Annotated in this window: 16 protein-coding genes; 7 read left to right on the forward strand and 9 right to left on the reverse strand. The window is 62.6% G+C overall.

The window, feature by feature from the left end:
- The first annotated feature begins 104 nt into the window (after positions 1–104).
- On the forward strand, positions 105–920 hold the full coding sequence (locus DH08_RS15495) for a hypothetical protein (protein ID WP_192180128.1): 816 nt from the start codon (positions 105–107) through the stop codon (positions 918–920).
- Between the two features lie 534 nt (positions 921–1,454).
- Here the strand turns inward: DH08_RS15495 and DH08_RS15500 are convergent.
- The 3 genes from DH08_RS15500 to DH08_RS15510 form a co-directional block, all read right to left on the reverse strand.
- Positions 1,455–2,126 (reverse strand): 4-carboxy-4-hydroxy-2-oxoadipate aldolase/oxaloacetate decarboxylase, encoded by a 672-nt coding sequence (locus DH08_RS15500; RefSeq protein WP_192180129.1) that lies wholly within the window; start codon positions 2,124–2,126, stop codon positions 1,455–1,457.
- A gap of 65 nt (positions 2,127–2,191) precedes the next feature.
- Positions 2,192–3,214: an amidohydrolase family protein gene (locus tag DH08_RS15505; protein WP_192180130.1), complete on the reverse strand. Its 1,023-nt coding sequence runs from the start codon at positions 3,212–3,214 to the stop codon at positions 2,192–2,194.
- A 69-nt stretch (positions 3,215–3,283) separates the two neighbouring features.
- Positions 3,284–4,435: an alcohol dehydrogenase catalytic domain-containing protein gene (locus DH08_RS15510; protein ID WP_246800859.1), complete on the reverse strand. Its 1,152-nt coding sequence runs from the start codon at positions 4,433–4,435 to the stop codon at positions 3,284–3,286.
- 240 nt (positions 4,436–4,675) lie between these two features.
- Between DH08_RS15510 and DH08_RS15515 the strand changes: the two genes are divergently transcribed.
- Both DH08_RS15515 and DH08_RS15520 read left to right on the forward strand, forming a co-directional pair.
- Entirely contained in the window at positions 4,676–5,032 is a 357-nt protein-coding gene (locus DH08_RS15515; protein WP_192180131.1) for a DoxX family protein, read from the forward strand.
- Positions 5,033–5,088: 56 nt separating this feature from the next.
- Positions 5,089–5,709: a TetR/AcrR family transcriptional regulator gene (locus tag DH08_RS15520; RefSeq protein WP_246800860.1), complete on the forward strand. Its 621-nt coding sequence runs from the start codon at positions 5,089–5,091 to the stop codon at positions 5,707–5,709.
- Between the two features lie 79 nt (positions 5,710–5,788).
- Here the strand turns inward: DH08_RS15520 and DH08_RS15525 are convergent, their stop codons facing one another.
- The 5 genes from DH08_RS15525 to DH08_RS15545 form a co-directional block, all read right to left on the reverse strand.
- On the reverse strand, positions 5,789–7,357 hold the full coding sequence (locus DH08_RS15525; protein ID WP_192180132.1) for a bifunctional 3-(3-hydroxy-phenyl)propionate/3-hydroxycinnamic acid hydroxylase: 1,569 nt from the start codon (positions 7,355–7,357) through the stop codon (positions 5,789–5,791).
- Between the two features lie 45 nt (positions 7,358–7,402).
- On the reverse strand, positions 7,403–8,440 hold the full coding sequence (locus DH08_RS15530; protein ID WP_192180133.1) for an Ldh family oxidoreductase: 1,038 nt from the start codon (positions 8,438–8,440) through the stop codon (positions 7,403–7,405).
- Positions 8,441–8,472: 32 nt separating this feature from the next.
- On the reverse strand, positions 8,473–9,354 hold the full coding sequence (locus DH08_RS15535; protein WP_192180134.1) for an alpha/beta hydrolase: 882 nt from the start codon (positions 9,352–9,354) through the stop codon (positions 8,473–8,475).
- Between the two features lie 100 nt (positions 9,355–9,454).
- Positions 9,455–10,354 carry a VOC family protein gene (locus tag DH08_RS15540; protein WP_246800861.1) on the reverse strand — a complete coding sequence of 300 codons (900 nt, stop codon included), beginning with the start codon at positions 10,352–10,354 and terminating at the stop codon, positions 9,455–9,457.
- Positions 10,355–10,457: 103 nt separating this feature from the next.
- Positions 10,458–11,297, reverse strand: a complete 840-nt coding sequence (locus DH08_RS15545; protein ID WP_345892399.1) for a fumarylacetoacetate hydrolase family protein — start codon at positions 11,295–11,297, stop codon at positions 10,458–10,460.
- Between the two features lie 260 nt (positions 11,298–11,557).
- On the opposite strand from DH08_RS15545, the gene DH08_RS15550 reads away from it, so the two are divergent.
- Both DH08_RS15550 and DH08_RS15555 read left to right on the forward strand, forming a co-directional pair.
- Complete coding sequence (locus tag DH08_RS15550) at positions 11,558–12,712, forward strand: alcohol dehydrogenase catalytic domain-containing protein (protein ID WP_192180190.1); 1,155 nt, start codon at positions 11,558–11,560, stop codon at positions 12,710–12,712.
- A 62-nt stretch (positions 12,713–12,774) separates the two neighbouring features.
- A complete protein-coding gene (locus DH08_RS15555) occupies positions 12,775–13,317 on the forward strand; it encodes a cupin domain-containing protein (protein WP_192180136.1) in 543 nt (180 codons plus the stop codon).
- A gap of 63 nt (positions 13,318–13,380) precedes the next feature.
- On the opposite strand, the gene DH08_RS15560 is transcribed toward DH08_RS15555, so the two are convergent.
- Positions 13,381–14,343, reverse strand: coding sequence for a LysR family transcriptional regulator (locus tag DH08_RS15560; protein WP_192180137.1), 963 nt, complete (start codon positions 14,341–14,343; stop codon positions 13,381–13,383).
- Between the two features lie 95 nt (positions 14,344–14,438).
- Between DH08_RS15560 and DH08_RS15565 the strand changes: the two genes are divergently transcribed.
- Both DH08_RS15565 and DH08_RS15570 read left to right on the forward strand, forming a co-directional pair.
- A complete protein-coding gene (locus tag DH08_RS15565; protein ID WP_192180138.1) occupies positions 14,439–15,620 on the forward strand; it encodes a cytochrome P450 in 1,182 nt (393 codons plus the stop codon).
- Between the two features lie 11 nt (positions 15,621–15,631).
- Positions 15,632–15,949 (forward strand): 2Fe-2S iron-sulfur cluster-binding protein, encoded by a 318-nt coding sequence (locus DH08_RS15570; RefSeq protein WP_192180139.1) that lies wholly within the window; start codon positions 15,632–15,634, stop codon positions 15,947–15,949.
- Positions 15,950–15,954: the final 5 nt, after the last annotated feature.

A 15,954-nucleotide genomic window follows, 5' to 3' on the forward strand; every position in this document is an offset into this window, starting at 1 on the left:
CTCACAGGCGTCGAACATCGTCTCTCACAGCGCGATCCGAAAGGTGGCGTCAGAACACCGCTTACAACTCCTCGCTTACGGGCGAGGTGGTCCTAAATCCGGGCATGGCTCAGGTGCCGAAGCCGGAATCGCCTTCTACGAGTGCGCCTGTCGAGACCGAGACTGCAGTCGAAATCGCCTATTGGGAGACCATCAAGGACTCGGCGAACAAGAATTTCTTTCAGGCATATCTCGAGCGATATCCAAATGGTGCATTCGCGGCGCTTGCGAAGTTAAAGATCGAAGCCCTGGACGAGGAAAAAGGTCGCTTGCAAGAGGGGGCAGCAGCAAGGCTGTCAGATGACGCCAAGGCTATGAGCAGACGTGACGATGAGGGCTTTGGAGATCTGGCGCTTTCCACCCAGAGAGAGTTGTCACGTGTCGGCTGCCTTGTCGGCCAAATCGATGGAAAGTGGGGCCTTGCCAGCAAGAAGGCGTTGCAAGATTTTGCGCGACGCCGAGGAATTAACCTCGCGTCGGCCGAGCCCACACCGGATCTTCTCAAAGGGCTAAAGGGAGTTCGAGAAACAGTCTGCCCACTTTCCTGTCCTGACGGAATGGAGGCGCAAGAGGGTCGTTGCCAGAGTGCAGTTGCTGGATTCGATGGAATGTGGGCTTTGACGAGACGTGCCACGAATCCGTCGTGCGGATGGCGTGAGCTCACATCAAACATTTTGATTACAGACGGTCAAATCCTCTCCCCTACCTGGGAGGGAAAGGTCGCGGGCGATGGCGCCTCGACAATAATACTTAGATTTGTCCACGAAGGTCGAAATGAAAGGAATATCTTGTATGTAAGGCTAAACGGCAAAAGAGGGTCTGGAAAATTCTATCACGTGGGTGGCGAATGCGCGGGAGTCGTTGAATTGCGAAAACTGTAGCTAGCTCTGGGTGCCCCCCTGTGGTCATGATCTGACCTGTCTCCAGTCGAATGAGTTTGGGCAGTGCCGCGGCTATCCGGTTCTTCGTTCCCTGTTAGACCGCGATCATTTCCCTGTTAGCCCGCGTAGGGAACCTTTCACTAAGACATTGAATCTGCCGCAGGATTTTAGACCAGAATTGACCCAGGCGCACAGAATCACCGGAAATTCGCTGTTTTTCGGCCCTTAACAGGGATTTCGGGCAGAGACTGGTTCGCTGGAGACTGCCAGCACCACCGAAACACGTCTAATATATTGATTTCTTTATATTTTTATCAACGGGCCCAAAACGTGGACTCGAACCCCCTTCCGGAAAAGCAAACAGAGCACCACATTCCCCCTACCAAGCCGGCGATGAAGCGGGCTGCCAGAGGCTGCCTTTTCGGATGTCAAGGCGATCCATCACTCGGCGTCCTCACTGCCGAAACGGCTCAGCGGGGTCGCGTAAGTGCGCTTGGATTGCGTACTTTGTCGGTCGCAGCCGACAGAGTAGTCCTATTCGTAGATGAGGCCCTTGCGTCGCAGGCGCTCACGCATATCGTTGACATCGAGGCTCAACTTGCCGGCGGCGTAGAGGCTTCGCTTTTCTTCTTCCATCGCCTCGCGCTTGCGGGCGATTTCGAGGACCTTTGCAGCGGTTTCGCGTGGCACGACGCACACGCCGTCGTCGTCGGCCACGATTACGTCGCCGGGCCGGATGTGGGCGCCGGCGCAGACGATCGGGATCTGGACGTTGCCCAGCGTCTCCTTGACGGTCCCCTGTACGCTGATTGCCTTCGACCAGACCGGAAAAGCCATGGAGCGCAGCGTCGAGACATCGCGCACGCCCGCGTCGATGATCAGGCCCCTGATGCCTTGCGCCTTGGCCGACTCGGCCAGCAGGTCACCAAAATAGCCATCCTCGCAAGGCGAGGTCGGGGTAACGACCAGGATGTCTCCTGGCCGCGCCTGTTCCAGCGCGACATGGATCATCCAGTTGTCGCCCGGCGCGACTTCGCAAGTCAGCGCGTTGCCTCCGATCCTGGCGCCATCGTAGATGGGCCGCAGGCGTGTGGCGAGCAGGCCTGTCCGTCCCTGCGCCTCGTGAACCGTGGCCACGCCAAGCTGGCCAAGAGCCTCGCAGGTCTCGATCGGCGTGCGCTCGGTCTTCGTGACGACTCTGGCCATCGGTGTTCTCCTGGAAAGATGAGGCGCGGCGTCTGGCCCGCGCCCGAATGGTGCTCATTGGTGGCCTAGCGCCCTTGCGCCTTCAGCCGCGTATCAAGCCTCGGAAAGACCTTGCGGGCATTGCCTTCGAACACGGCCCGCCGCTCGGTCTCGCCGAGCGAAAGCGCGTCGATGTAGCGCCGCGTGTCGTCGAAGTCGAAGCCGGTCTCCGGGTCGATGGCCTTGACCGCTCCGAGCAGTTCGGACCCGAACAAGATGTTGGCCGGACCAACGACGCGGAACAGCGTGTCGATGCCCGCCTGATGATAGACGCAGCTGTCGAAGAACACGTTGCGGAGCAGGTGCTCGCCCAGTGCGGGCCTGTCCAGCATCATCGCCAGGCCGCGATAGCGTCCCCAGTGATAGGGCGCCGCGCCGCCACCGTGTGGGATGATCAGCTTGAGATCGGGAAACGCACTGAACAGGTCGCCCTGGATCAGCTGCATGAAGACCGCGGTATCGGCATTGATGTAGTGCGCGCCGGTCGTATGCAGGCATGCGCTGCAGGAGCCGGAGACATGGATCATGGCCGGCACCTGCAGCTCGACCAGCTTTTCGAAGAGCGGATACCAGTAGCGGTCGTGGATCGGCGGCGCCGACCAGAAGCCGCCGGACGGATCGGGATTGAGGTTGCAGCCGACGAAGCCGAGTTCGACGACGCAGCGCTCGAGCTCGGCAAGGACCGGCTTCAGGTCGCCGCTCATCGATTGCGGCAGCTGGCATACGCCGGCGAAGTTGGCCGGGAACATGTCGACGATGCGGGCGATCAAGTCGTTGGAGATGCGCGACCACTCGGCATTGGTCTCGGCGCTGCCGATATGATGGCCCATGCCCGAAGCCCGTGGCGACAGGATGGTCACGTCCGAGCCTCGCTCGCGCTGCAGGCGCAGTTGGTTCTGTTCGATCGTTGCCCTCAGCACATCGTCTGCAATGCCGGGATAGGCGGGCCTTGCGTCGCGCGTGCCCTCGACGAACTCGACCTGGGCCTTGCGAAAGGCATGATGGTCCTGCGGTTCGCTCGTGTAGTGGCCGTGGCAGTCAATGATCATTTCGATTCTCTTCGCGGCGCGATCCGGCAAGCGGCGGACGCTGAGGTCCGCCGATGACGATTGTTGCGACTACGGTTCGAGCACGTAGTTGGTGAAGCCGCCGTCACCGGAAGCGACCCCGTTGATGGCCTCGTTGATCCGCTCGAGCGGATACGTCCTGGCCTCCAGCACCGAGAGATCGATCGTGCCGGAGCGAACCATCTCGGCGATCTCCATGCCCTCGGCGGTGGTCAGCCAGGCCGAGCCGATCAACTCCATCGAATTGTCCATCCACCACTTGGTGTTGAACAGCATGTCGCTGCCTGTGCCGCCGATGTTGACGATGCGGCCGCCTCGCCTGACCCCCATCATGGCGTCCTTCATGGCATTGACGTCGGCGACTGCGCCGAGGCAGTCGAGCATGAAGTCGGCTCCAATACCGTTGGTCTGCGAGCGGACCCAGTCGGCGACCTGGCCGTCCTGGTTGGAGAAGGTCTGGACCCGGTTCGGGGCAAGCTGCTTCAGCCGCTCGAGCAGGGGCTTGCCACGGGCCACGGCATAGACCGTCGAGACCCCCATGGCGAGCGCGAAGAGAGTGGCGCCGACGCCCAGCGTGCCCGTCGCGCCGTTGATGATCAGCGACTTGCCGGTCGGTACGCCGAACTTCTTGATCGCGGAATAGGATGTACCGAGGTAACCCATGCGGGCGGCCTGAGGAAAGGTCATGGTGTCGGGAATCTTGACGATCGCATTCTGGGGCGCACACATGAACTGGGCGAAGCCGCCTTCCGGATAGCGCTTGTAGATCTCCAGGCTGTTCTTGTTGAAGCCGAAATAGCCATTGAATGTGAAGTACTCGCACTTCGCCTGATGGCCGCTGACGCAGGCATGGCATGCACCGCAGGAGCGTAGCGGATTGACGTAGACGCGGTCGCCAGGCCTGATCGCCACGACTTGGTTGCCGACCTGGTGCACGATGCCCGCGGGGTCGAGGCCGAAGATCGCCGGCTTCATTGGCAGCGGCTGATGAGGGTACCAGGTTTCCCAGTTGTTCAGCACGTTCGCGAGGTTGGGCACCATCCCGCAGGCCTTGACCTCGACGACCACATCCGTGCCGGACGCCACCGGCTTCGCCACTTGCTCGACACGCATCGGCTCGTTCACGGCATGCAGCCGTGCCGCTCGCATCATGATCGTCATCGTCTGTTCCTCCCAATATGTCGGTTCGCGGAGATGCCTCATTGACATTCTCATCGGACTGCAGATACCGTACAGTATCTGGATTGAGTGACGCAAGAGCCGATTTCCTCTGACGACAGCATTTGCAGGAGATCTCGGCGTATGCCGTGCCGGTTGCGGCCCGGCGACGAACGCTTTCGCCGCGAACGTCGCTCGCTGAATGAGAGAACGTCGCGCCATCCAGGCAACAAGGACAGATGAGGGGCATCGAAGGCCCGTTCACCGTCCTACACGGAGGGATCAGTGCCGGAGTTTACGCTAACGCCAATCGATCTGCTGCGCATTCTGTGCGGACTCTGGTTCCTTCCGCATCTCGTCGGAAAGATCAGGAACTTCGAAAAGGCGACGAAGACGTTCGAGGCCGCCGGACTGAAGCCTGGAAAGCCCTTCATCGTGTTGACGATAGTGCTGGAGGTTCTTGCCGCCGTTGGAATGGTGTTCAACATTCATCCGCGATGGGCGGCCGCGTGCGCTGTGGCTGTCTTGCTGGGGGCGGCCTATGCGGTGGTGCGTATCAATGGCCCGCACTGGCGCTGGCAGCTGATGGGCCCCGAATACCCGATTTTCTGGGCGCTTGCCTGTATTGTTTCGGCCCTCTAACCTTCGGTCGATTCGGATACCAAAGGTATCCAGATAATGGGCTGGAAGGACAGAAGATGGCACGACTGACACGCGAACAGAGCCAGGCTCTGACCCGCGAGAAGCTTTTGCTGTCGGCGAGCGAGGTCGTGGCCCGCGACGGCTACTCCGGCGCGACCATCGAACGCATCGCGGAAGAGGCCGGATATTCGAAGGGCGCCTTCTATTCGAACTTCGCCACAAAGGAAGAGATATTCCTTCAACTGCTTGAGCGCCATGCCGGCGGCGACGTGGTCGAACTCACCGGCCTGCTCGACGGCTACGATGACCCAAAAGCGATCATCGACGCGATGTGCGATTGGGCCAACCAGCGGGCGAAGGACAAGCGGTGGGGAACGCTTGCCATCGACCTGCTGCGGATCGCCCGCCGGGACAACACACTGGAAGAGCGGCATCTGCGCCTGTTCAAGGACCAGTGGGTGGGTCTGGGCAAGTTGCTGTCCGGAAAGCTTTTCCCCTACGGCGGTTCCGATATCGAACCACTCTATGTGGGCGGCGTCGTTCTCGAACTCATCTACGGCGGCCTCTCCAGCTTCATGAAGGACGACTCGCCGGGCGAAATGGTCAGGGCCACGCTCACCTCGATGCACGAGGCGCATCTCTACAGGCACATGAAGCGGCCGGCCGCCCGCGTATAGGGCGCGCCGCTTCCGAGGCGCACCGGCCGGTCCTGGCCTCGCACCCGAGGTCGGCACGGCGCTCACGACGCGTGAACAGTCATTGGTCGGTCGCTGCCAGCATCGTCTGCAATTGATGAACGAGTTGCTCGGCCTCCCTTGATTCCGCGGCCGTGCCGAAAACCACATGGTCGGGCCGCACCAGGACGGCGCGTGCACGCTTCGACGTCAACCAGTCCGCCAGCACGCGGTCTTCTTCCACCAGAAGCGAAGGATAGGATCTCTCCTGCGCCACGCGATGCACGGCAACGCCCGCCTCGCGCGACTTGTCCAAAAGCCTGGGCGAGGGGTCCATTTCACCGGCGATGAGAGGCTGGAATCCGGGTGGCAAAGCGTCGTCGAGCCGCATCCGGTCGAAAGGCCCGACGACCCACGGCTGTGGACAGGGCTCGCCGGCTCCGGCTGTCGACCACCCGTCAACGCCACTGGCGACAAGTCCATGACGGATGGGCGGAAAGAGGTTCTGCCGGACCTGAACGCCCTGGCCCGCGTGCATGGCCGCTACCATCTCGGCATTGCGGGCGCGGGCCTTGCCGGGATCCAGCTCGCAGATGACTCTTCCCAGCCGCTTCGTGATCTCGATAACCTCACGTATGAATGGCCTGCGCTCGGCCTGGTAGGTGTCGAGCAGGCGCTCCGATCCCCCGCCGATCACATAGGCCAGCTTCCACGCAAGATTGGCTGCATCCTTGATGCCCTGCACCATCCCCTGCGCGAGAAATGGCGGGGTCATGTGGCAGGCATCGCCGGCAAGAAAGACGCTGTCGACCCGCCACTGCTGCGCAACAAGAGCGTGGAAATTGTAGGTCGCCGAGCGCCAAAGCCTGGCCTGGTCCGGCCGAAGCCAAGGCGAAAGCAGCTGCCGGATCCGTTCCGGTCGATTGATCTCCGCCGGATTTTCACCCGGCAGGATCATGAACTCCCAGCGTCGCAGTCGATTGGGCCCGCGCACATATGTATGCGGGCGCGCGGGATCGCAGAACTGGACGTTGGTCTCCGGCAGCGCGACGTGCCCGTCCTCCAATATCATGTCCACCACGAGCCAGGGTTCGTCGAAGTCGAGGTCTTCCAGCGCGACGCCCAGCCTGCGCCTGACGAAGCTCGCTGCGCCGTCGCAACCGACGACATAGCGCGGGGTGCGCTTTGAGCGTTCGCCGCTCACCTTGTCGTGCAAGGTCAGGACCGGTCTATCGGGGTTCTCGAGGTCGACAAGCTCCGTTGCGGTGCGTAGCGTGAGGTTGGGGAACTTCTTGCCGTTGGCGCGCAGAGCCCGTTCGAGCTCCGGCTGAAGGAAAGTCATATAGGGCGGCCAGGTAAGCGGGTAGGGCTCGGAAGGGGACTCGAACCGGCGCAATAACACGCCGTCGGCGGATCTGTATTCCGATGGGCGATATTCCCCGGTCGCCGCGGCAACGGCGTCGGCCGCGCCTATGTTCTGGAAGACCCGCATCACCTCGTGGTCCATGCCGATCGCGCGAGGCAGTGCGTAGACGTCGTCAGCGGCGTCAATGCCCTCCACCCGAACTCCTGCTGCCGCAAGAAGATTGCACAAGGTGATGCCGACCGGGCCGAGCCCGACCACCACGACGTCCGCCTCATCTTGCGTCATCTAGGAATACCCTCTGGCCGGCTTCGGTGCGGCTGCCGCGCGGCATCACTGCAGGAAAGCCGGCACCGCAAGCCCCAGCCGTGCGGCTACATCGGCGAGGTTCCTGGCGGTGCCCTTCGCCAGAGGGATGCCGTTGGCGATGCGCTCCCGCCCGGTCTGGAAGCCGCGTTCGCCTGGTAGTTTCACGCCATCGGAGCCAGCTGCCGGATCGAGCGCATGGATCGCGCCGGCGAGGCTGTCCACCGAGGCGAGAAAGGACGATGTGTCGCCGAAGGCCGCCGGATTGATGGCAAGCAGAAGGCCATTGAAGCCGCCTTTCTTCTCGCCGCGCAGGAACGGCGCGATGACAGCGTTGCCCACCAGCACGCTCGACAGAATTTCGATCATCAACGACAGGCCGGATCCCTTTGGGCCGGCCATGGGCAGTATGGCTGCCACCGCATGCGGGTCTTGCGTTTCGGTGCCGCTGGCGTCGATCGCCCAGCCCTTGGGGATCGGGCTGCCCGAATCCTTCGCCGCCATGATCTTGCCGAGCGCGACGGCGGCTGTGGACATGTCGAGTACGATCGGATCGGCGCCACCGGGCCGCGGAACGGCGATCGACAGGGGGTTCGTCGACAGCGCCTCGCCCTTTGCGCCGAAGTAGCTCATGAGCGGCCTCGACGCGGTCATGGCGATACCGATGAGGCCGCGGCCGGCCAGTTGGGTCGTGAAGTAGCCGATTGCGCCGGCATGCGATATGGCGCGGGCGCCGCACCAACCGATGCCGAACTTCTCCGCCAGATCGCCGGCCCTGCCGGCCGCGTGCATCATGGCGCCGGCGCCCGGCGCCTTTGCGTAGTCGAAGACGCAGGTCGCTCCGAATTCCCGGATCAGCTTCGGCTGTTGCCCGGTGCGGACGACGGCGGTCTTGATCATCTCGATGTAGCGCGGGATCCTGAGAACACCGTGCGAATCCGCGCCGCGCAGATTCGCCCATACCAGCAGCCGCGCGGTCTGTTCCGCCTCTTCCGGCGTATAACCGGCCGCATGCAGGAGCGCAGTCGCAAAATCGGTCAGTTCGGTTTCCTGGACGACGGGCATGCCGAATCTCTCCTGGTCTGGCTGTGCTGACCTCAAGCGACCGGCGTTGCCGGGAAGAATTTGTCGAGCCAGCCCTTGATCATCATCCTGGTGCGCGGCGCGTCCTCCGGGGCGAGCGGGAAATGGGCGGTTCCCGTGATCAGCATCAGCTCGGCTGGCTGCCCGGCCTTCTCGAACAGGCGGATGGATTGCTCGGTCGGCGTGATGATGTCGTCGGCGGTGTGGAAGAACAGGGCCGGCCGCGGCGCGATGTTGGCCACCACGTCATCCGCCCTGAAGTTCATCATGCTCCATGCGGTCTCGGTCGGGATTTCCATGATCGCCTTGGGCGACAGGTTCTTGCGCAATTTTTCCGGGATCGGCACGGCGTCGAAGCGCGAGATCCACATGCTCTCGCCCGTCGCGCGCTTGTGCTCGCGCCCCTTCTCGAGCAGGCCCATGAAACGCTCCCAGGCCTCCGGCGTCGGGTGCTGGCCGCGGAACTTCCGCTCGCCGTGACCCCAGCCGCATGAGGAGATGACGCAGGCGAACCGCTCGTCGACCCCTGCTGTATAGACCGAAACCGCGGCACCGAAGCTGTGACCGGTGATGCCAATTCGCTTCGGGTCGATCTCGGGGCGCCCGGCGAGGAAGGTCAGCGCGTTCTTCGCGTCAGCGACCTGATCGAAGCAGCGCACCTGGGCGCGCTCGCCCTCGCTCTCGCCGCAGCAGCGGAAGTCGAAGCGCAGCGCGGCATAGCCGAATGCTTCCATCATCTCCGCCTGGATCTGGGCGTGCGACTCGTCCTTGGAACCGACGAAGCCGTGGCAGACGATGAACGCCGGCAGCTTCTGTCCCGGACGGTGGCTGTCGGGAATGTGCAGAATCGCCGACAGTTTCAGGCCGTCGGACAAGAACGTCAGTTTTTCCTGCATGGCAGTCTCCTATCGGAAGCGGCGCCCCACCCGGTCGAGCCGCTTCGCTTGGTTCCTTGTACGGTGTGCCGAAGCGCGGCCGGCCGCCGCGCCTTCCCGATCAGTCGACCCTGGCGAATGGAAAATGGTGCTCGCGCCATTCCTGGGGGGCGGGCGAACCCCAGACATTCATCTGGCGGACGTTTCCAGGGCGCTCCAGGTTGGTGATGACGTTCGGCACGAAGTGGGCGTCGTCGGCTACCGTGTGCATGGCGCCGGAGCACTCGACGATCGATCCGCTGGCATCCAGGTAATAGGCGTAGGTGTTGTCGCCTGGACGATGGCGGCCCGGCCCCCAAAGGACTTGGCGGTCGAACCCGTCGAGAATGTCGCCGAGCCGGCAGTAGTCGCTGAAGTGGCTGAATTCGAAGGAATAGTGGTGAAGCCCGATCGGGCCCTTCACCAGACCCAGAATGTGATGCTGGCGGTTGCCGCCATGCATCCAGCTCAGAGCCTCGTTGACCATGCGCTCGGTGAGCTGCATGCCGCAGATTTCGGAGAGCTGCCGCCTTGTGGCGACCGGGTCGGGCGTGATGAGATTGATGTGATCGAGCCGACGCGGCTTGATGCCGTTGGTAGGATAGCGCGGATTGTACATGTCGTCGCGCGCCGGGGTGTGAACCTCGAAGCGCAGCCCTTCCGGCGTTGCGAAGGTCACGCCGGCATCGCAGCAGGCCAGACTGGGTTCGCGCGAGAGGACACGGCAGCCGGCACCGTCCACACGCGAGGCGGCTTCCGCGACAGCCTCGGCGGTCAGGGCTTCGAGCCCGATCGTGTGGCAGGAATTCTCATCGGATTGGAGAAGCACGAGCTCGGCCTTGCGGCCGTTCGAGCTCAGCCATGTCTCGCCCGCCGCCTGTTTGGTGACGCGCAGCCCGAGAATCTCCGTCGAGTCATGGATCATGGCCTCCACGTCGCGGACATTCAGCTTTATGTGACCGACCCCAAACACCAGGTGCATCACCATTCTCCTCCTGCGGCCCCTGCTTGGCCCTGGCAACCTGCTTAGATCAAACAAAGTCAGATGGCAACAAATTTCGAAAATAATATGTTATTACGAAATATTAGGAGTCGGAGCGGTCTTCTGCCACCGTGTTGCGCAGGGTTCCAATGCCTTGGATTTCGATTTCGACCTCATCGCCGGGGAAAAGAAACTCCGGCGGGTTGCGGCTGGCGCCGAAGCCCGAGGGGGTGCCAGTAACGATGACATCGCCGGGGTCGAGCGGAGCAAAGGTCGAGATGTAGGAAATCAGCCAGGGGATGTCGAAGATCATGCGGTCGATCGCGATCGACTGTCTGGTCACGCTATTGACCCGGCTCTCCAGGAGGAGCCGCGCCGGGTCCGGGATCTCGCGCGTACAGACCATCCAGGGGCCGAACGCGCCGCTTTGATAGAAGTTCTTGCCGGGCGTGAACTGGCTCGAGTGTTTCTGCCAGTCGCGTACGCTCCCCTCGTTGAAGCATGCATAGCCGGCGACGTACGCCATCGCTTCGGCGCGCGCGATCTTGTGGGCACGGCGGCCGATGATCACCGCCAGCTCGCCCTCGAAATCCAGCTTGTCGGAAGCCGCCGGCTTCAGAATCGCGCCTCCATGGCCGGTCTGTGCTTCCGCGTGACGCATGAACAGCAGCGGGAACTGCGGCGCCGTCTTGCCATCCTCGTGGAAGTTGGTGGCGACGCAGAAGATCTTGCCTGGGTTGGGAATCGGAGGGAGCAGGCTGACTTCGGCCAGTCGCACGACTTCGAGACCGCGTTCGCCAGATGCGAGATCGGGAAACCGGCTGCCGAGATAGGCTTTGAGATCCGGAGGCGCGCCGGGATCGGAATCCAGGCGCAGGATCGTTTCACCTTCGACGATTCCATAGCCGGCACCGGACCGATCAACGAAAGAAGCGAATTTCACAGGCTCACCCATTTGGGACGTGCGATGAAGGCAGGTACCTCTTGCTCGGAGTAAATCGGATTTTCGAAAATATGCAAGTCGTCGGAAGGAAGCGGCAAAGCGCCGATCTCGAGCCGAAAATGGCCTGATTGCCGATTGGGCGTGCTGCCGATTTTGTTCGTCACGATAAAGTTACGAAAAAAGATTGATATTTCGAAAAAAATGTGCGACCACCGATCTGGCCTCGGGAGGAGGCCCATGTGCGCGACGAGAAACTCGGCATGCACTGGTTTGAGCGAACGGGAGGTATCGACGTGACAGCAATTCCGCAGACGATGAAGGCCGCGCGCATGCACGAGATCGGCGGCCAGCTGAGGATCGAGGACGTGCCGGTCCCGAAGCTTGGGTCGATGGACGTGCTCGTTCGCGTCAGATCGTGCGGCATCGTGCCGAACCTCGCCAACATCCTGGCGATGTGGCCGACCTGGTTCCCCCACATGCCGCAGCCGCCGCTGCCAGCGATCTTCGGTCTTGACCCGACCGGCGAGATCGCTGCGGTCGGCAGCCAGGTCCACAATCTGAAGCCCGGGGATCGCGTCTACGTTAATCCGGGGCGCTCCTGCGGCTCTTGCCGTCATTGCCGGCGCGGCGACACGATCTCCTGCCGCCATTATGCCTTCCAGGGCTATTTCGGCTTCAGCCACGACGCGCTGCAGACATTTGAAGATTACCCGGTCGGCGGCATTTCCGAGTACATGGCCGCGCCGGCATCGGCGATCGTGGCGCTTCCCGACAACATGACCTTCGATCAGGCAGCGCGGCTCGGCTACATGGGCACCGGCTATTCCGCTCTGAAGAAGGCGCAGATCGGCCCCGGCGACACGGTCCTTGTCAACGGCATTTCCGGCACGCTCGGCATATCGATCGCGGTGTTCGGTCCGTCGTTCGGAGTCAAGAAGATTCTCGGCACCGGTCGCGACAGGAAGTTGCTGAAGCAGATCGAAGCGCTTGCTCCCGGCATTATCGAGACGCATTCGCTGGACGAGGGATCGCCCGACGAATGGGCCCGTTCCAGGACGGCGCATGGCGAAGGGGTCGACGCCTTCATCGACTGCAACGGGCCGGGCACGCCGCAAGAACCTTTCCTGGCGGGTCTCAGGGCGCTGCGCCGCGGCGGTATTGCCGTCGACATCGGTGCTGTGATGGGCGCGGTTCCCATCGACGTGCACATGATGATGGACCGCAACCAGCGTCTTATCGGTTCGGCATGGTTGACGACATCCGAGGGCCAGGAAATGGCCGACCTCGTCGGGATCGGCAAGGTCAGCTTCGACCTCCTGGAAACCCATGCGACGCCCATGAGCAAGGTCAATGAGGCCATTTCGGGCATCGCCCAGCGCCATGGCGGGTTCTCGAATTTTGTGATCCATCCGTAATTGCGTACTTTAAGGTATGCTGATACCGGATGGTATCCACATTGCTCTGGGAGGATCAAGACATGAACATTCGCCGCATCGTCACCGGAAAGAACGCCACAGGAAAATCGGTATTCATCAGCGACGGCTCTTCGCCGCGCGAGATGGCGCTGCAGCACACCCCCGGTTTCGTTTCGTCCCCGCAGTGGAAGATCGATGGGACACCGGATCTGGCCAAACGGGACAGCGCCGATCCGATGGCGGGCGAGAGCACGATGCTCGCTTCGGTCGGGGGCTCGGTGTTCTGGATGATCACCTTTCCCCCGGACAGCGTGATGATGTCGCCCGACTGGAAGCCCGAGCTTGCGGGTCCGGAGCACCTGAAGGCCGCGCCCGGCATCGCCGAGCGTTTCGAGATGGACAATCCCGGCATGCACCAGACGCCGACGGTCGACTATGTGACCGTCGTCGAGGGCCGGCTTGTCCTCGAACTCGACGATGGCAAGACCGTTGAGCTGAAGCAGGGTGATACGGTCGTGCAGCAGGGCGCGCGCCATGCTTGGCGCAATCCTTTCGACGAGCCCGTGACGGTCTCGGTCGTCATGCTCGGTGCGACGACGGCATAGGCCGCGTCGCATGCCCCGCCCGCCGGCACTCCGATGGCGGCGCCGACCTTTGTCTCTCCGGGCCTACTGTCGGCCCGGTAGGCGGTCGCCTCTTCCTGCCTCGCGCGCGTCCCCGCCACCGAGATTCTTCTCGGCGACCTCGGCCAGTATCTGGCGGGCCCAGCGGTGCAGGCCTGAGTGGTGCGTACGCTCGGTCCAGTAGATGTCGACCTGGATGAAGACGTCCATCGGGAAAGGCCGCAAGGCGAGCCTGTCCGACAGGCGACGCGCCAGCCGATACGGAATCGTCGCCACCAACTCCGAGCCTGGAATAAGCCGCTCCAAAATGTCGTGGCTCGACACGGTGACCTCCGGCTCCATCTCGACGCCCGTTGCGCGTAGCGCGGCGAAATAGAGGGCCTCCCAGCGTCCGTTATGCGTGACCGCGACATGCCGCGAGGCGCAATAGCGGTCGAGCGTCAGCGTTCCCCGCGCCAGCGGGTGCGCGGGGTCCATGACACAGGCGTAGTGATCGGTGAACAGTTTCCTGCGGTAGTAGATGTCACCGAGGATCGCGACCGGTCCCAGCACGATGTCGCATGTGTTCTGCTTCAACTGCTGCTTGCCGTCGACGGCAGACTCGAAGATGTGGATCGTCGCTTTCGGCGCCTCCTTCTGCGCCCGGCGCACGAAGTCGGGAATGACGAACATGCGCTCGTGGTGGTTACAGGAGACCGTCACGCTTCCTTCGGCCGCGGCTGCGTCAAAACCCGACGGCGAAGAAAGCGCGGCCATCTGCTCAAGGATGCCGCGCGCCTGCTGGGCGAGCTGTTCGCCCTTGTCGGTTGCCACGATCGAATTGCCCTGGCGGACGAACAGCGGATCGTTGAAGGCCTTTCGCAGCCTCTTGATGGCGTAGCTTATGGTGGACTGGTTGACGCCGAGAAGCAGGGAGGCATCGGAAAACGAGGCGCGGTCCTGGACAGCAACAAGCGTCTGCAAGGCCGCGAGATCTACACTGGCAAGCTCGTCGGGCAGCACGGCCATTCTCCTCCATGCAAATTTTCGATGACCTCTATCTAACTCATCGCATTGCTGAATACACGCGGATTTCGTACCCCGTCTCCGACAGGGAGGAAACCATGTCCGAAGCCGTGAAAGTGATCGACGACGTCTCGTTCGGAGACCTGCTTGCCAATCCGTATCCGATCTTCAAACGCGTCCGAGATCTCGGGCCGGTCGTCAAGGTCGAGGCGGCGAACATCATGATGGTCACGCGCTTCGACGACGTCATGGCCATCGAACGCGATCCCGTGACGTTTTCCTCGATCAATCCGCAGTCACTGCTGAACACGGTGATCGGGCCGAACCTGATGCGCAAGGACGGCGAGGACCATGCCCGCGAAAGGGCGGCGATGGATCCGAGCCTGCGTCCCGGCGTCGTCAAGCGCTGCTGGGCCGACCCCATGCGGGCCATCTGCGACGACGTCATTTCGCAGATCGAGCACAAGGGTGAGGCCGAGCTTTTCGAGGAACTCGCAGCGCCGATCGCGGCGCGCGCGCTGGCCGACATATTGGGCTTCGACGGCGTCGACTGGCGGACGATGGCGCTGTGGTCGCAGTCGCTGATCGACGGTTCCGGCAACTACTCGCACGACGCGGAGATCGCGCGAAAGGCGAGGGAGGCAGCCAGCGGCGTCGAGAGCGCCGTCGACAGGATGCTTTCCCATCATCGGGACAATCCAAATCCTTCGATGCTGTCTTCGATGCTCCAGGCCGATCCTGCGCAGACGGTCGAGCAGATCTACGCCAACATCAAGGTGGCGATCGGCGGCGGGCTGAACGAGACACGCGACTCGATCCTGACGCTGATCCTGGGGCTGTTGCAGAACCCGGATCAACTCGCTCGCGTTCGCGCCGAGCCTTCACTCTGGGGGCAGGCTTTCGAAGAAGCGGTGCGCTGGATCTCGCCGATAGGCATGTATCCTCGCCGCTTGGCCCGCGACGCCGAGATTTCGGGCACGCTGGTCCGCAAGGGCGAGCAGGTGGGTCTGTGCGTCGGCGCTGCCAACCACGACGACCGCCGTTTCAGCGATCCGGAGAAGTTCGATGTCTTCCGGGAAAAGAAGTCCCACCTGGCGTTCGGCGCCGGATCGCATTTCTGCGCCGGCACCTGGGTGTCGCGCGCGCTGGTGAGCCAGATCGCCGTGCCGATGGTGTTCGAGCGGCTGCGCAATCTTCGGCTCAAGGATCCGGAACTCGTCCGCATCCGCGGCTGGGTGTTTCGTGGCCCCACGCACATGCCCGTTGTCTGGGACGCTTGAGGGAGAGAGTCATGCCAACGATCAGGTTCCTGCTCACGGACGGCGCGGAGCTCGCCGTCGAGGCCCAGAACGGCCGCAGCTTGATGGAAACCGCGCTTGAACACAGCGTTCCCGGCATCATCGCCGAATGCAATGGCTCGGCGGCGTGCGCCACATGCCATGTCGTGCTTCCGGAGGAAATACTGTTGGCGCTCGAACCGATCAGCGAGCATGAAAACGACATGCTGGACTTCGCCGAGGCGCCGCGCGAATCCGGAAGCCGGCTGAGCTGCCAGATCAAGGTCAGCGACGCGCTGGACAATATTTCCGTCCGCATTCCGGCCGCCTAGCGGTT

Origin of the sequence: Mesorhizobium amorphae (assembly GCF_014843845.1) — a bacterium.
Taxonomy (GTDB): Bacteria; Pseudomonadota; Alphaproteobacteria; order Rhizobiales; family Rhizobiaceae; genus Mesorhizobium; species Mesorhizobium amorphae_A.

What these genes read in the sequence shown, in the direction of transcription:
- DH08_RS15510 (WP_246800859.1), bottom strand. Translation starts at nt 4,435, where the DNA reads ATGAGGCATCTCCGCGAACCGACATATTGGGAGGAACAGACGATGACG.
- DH08_RS15505 (WP_192180130.1), bottom strand. Translation starts at nt 3,214, where the DNA reads ATGATCATTGACTGCCACGGCCACTACACGAGCGAACCGCAGGACCAT.
- DH08_RS15570 (WP_192180139.1), top strand. Translation starts at nt 15,632, where the DNA reads ATGCCAACGATCAGGTTCCTGCTCACGGACGGCGCGGAGCTCGCCGTC.
- DH08_RS15500 (WP_192180129.1), bottom strand. Translation starts at nt 2,126, where the DNA reads ATGGCCAGAGTCGTCACGAAGACCGAGCGCACGCCGATCGAGACCTGC.
- DH08_RS15550 (WP_192180190.1), top strand. Translation starts at nt 11,558, where the DNA reads ATGCACTGGTTTGAGCGAACGGGAGGTATCGACGTGACAGCAATTCCG.
- DH08_RS15535 (WP_192180134.1), bottom strand. Translation starts at nt 9,354, where the DNA reads ATGCAGGAAAAACTGACGTTCTTGTCCGACGGCCTGAAACTGTCGGCG.
- DH08_RS15495 (WP_192180128.1), top strand. Translation starts at nt 105, where the DNA reads ATGGCTCAGGTGCCGAAGCCGGAATCGCCTTCTACGAGTGCGCCTGTC.
- DH08_RS15555 (WP_192180136.1), top strand. Translation starts at nt 12,775, where the DNA reads ATGAACATTCGCCGCATCGTCACCGGAAAGAACGCCACAGGAAAATCG.
- DH08_RS15525 (WP_192180132.1), bottom strand. Translation starts at nt 7,357, where the DNA reads ATGACGCAAGATGAGGCGGACGTCGTGGTGGTCGGGCTCGGCCCGGTC.
- DH08_RS15540 (WP_246800861.1), bottom strand. Translation starts at nt 10,354, where the DNA reads ATGCACCTGGTGTTTGGGGTCGGTCACATAAAGCTGAATGTCCGCGAC.
- DH08_RS15530 (WP_192180133.1), bottom strand. Translation starts at nt 8,440, where the DNA reads ATGCCCGTCGTCCAGGAAACCGAACTGACCGATTTTGCGACTGCGCTC.
- DH08_RS15560 (WP_192180137.1), bottom strand. Translation starts at nt 14,343, where the DNA reads ATGGCCGTGCTGCCCGACGAGCTTGCCAGTGTAGATCTCGCGGCCTTG.
- DH08_RS15565 (WP_192180138.1), top strand. Translation starts at nt 14,439, where the DNA reads ATGTCCGAAGCCGTGAAAGTGATCGACGACGTCTCGTTCGGAGACCTG.
- DH08_RS15520 (WP_246800860.1), top strand. Translation starts at nt 5,089, where the DNA reads ATGGCACGACTGACACGCGAACAGAGCCAGGCTCTGACCCGCGAGAAG.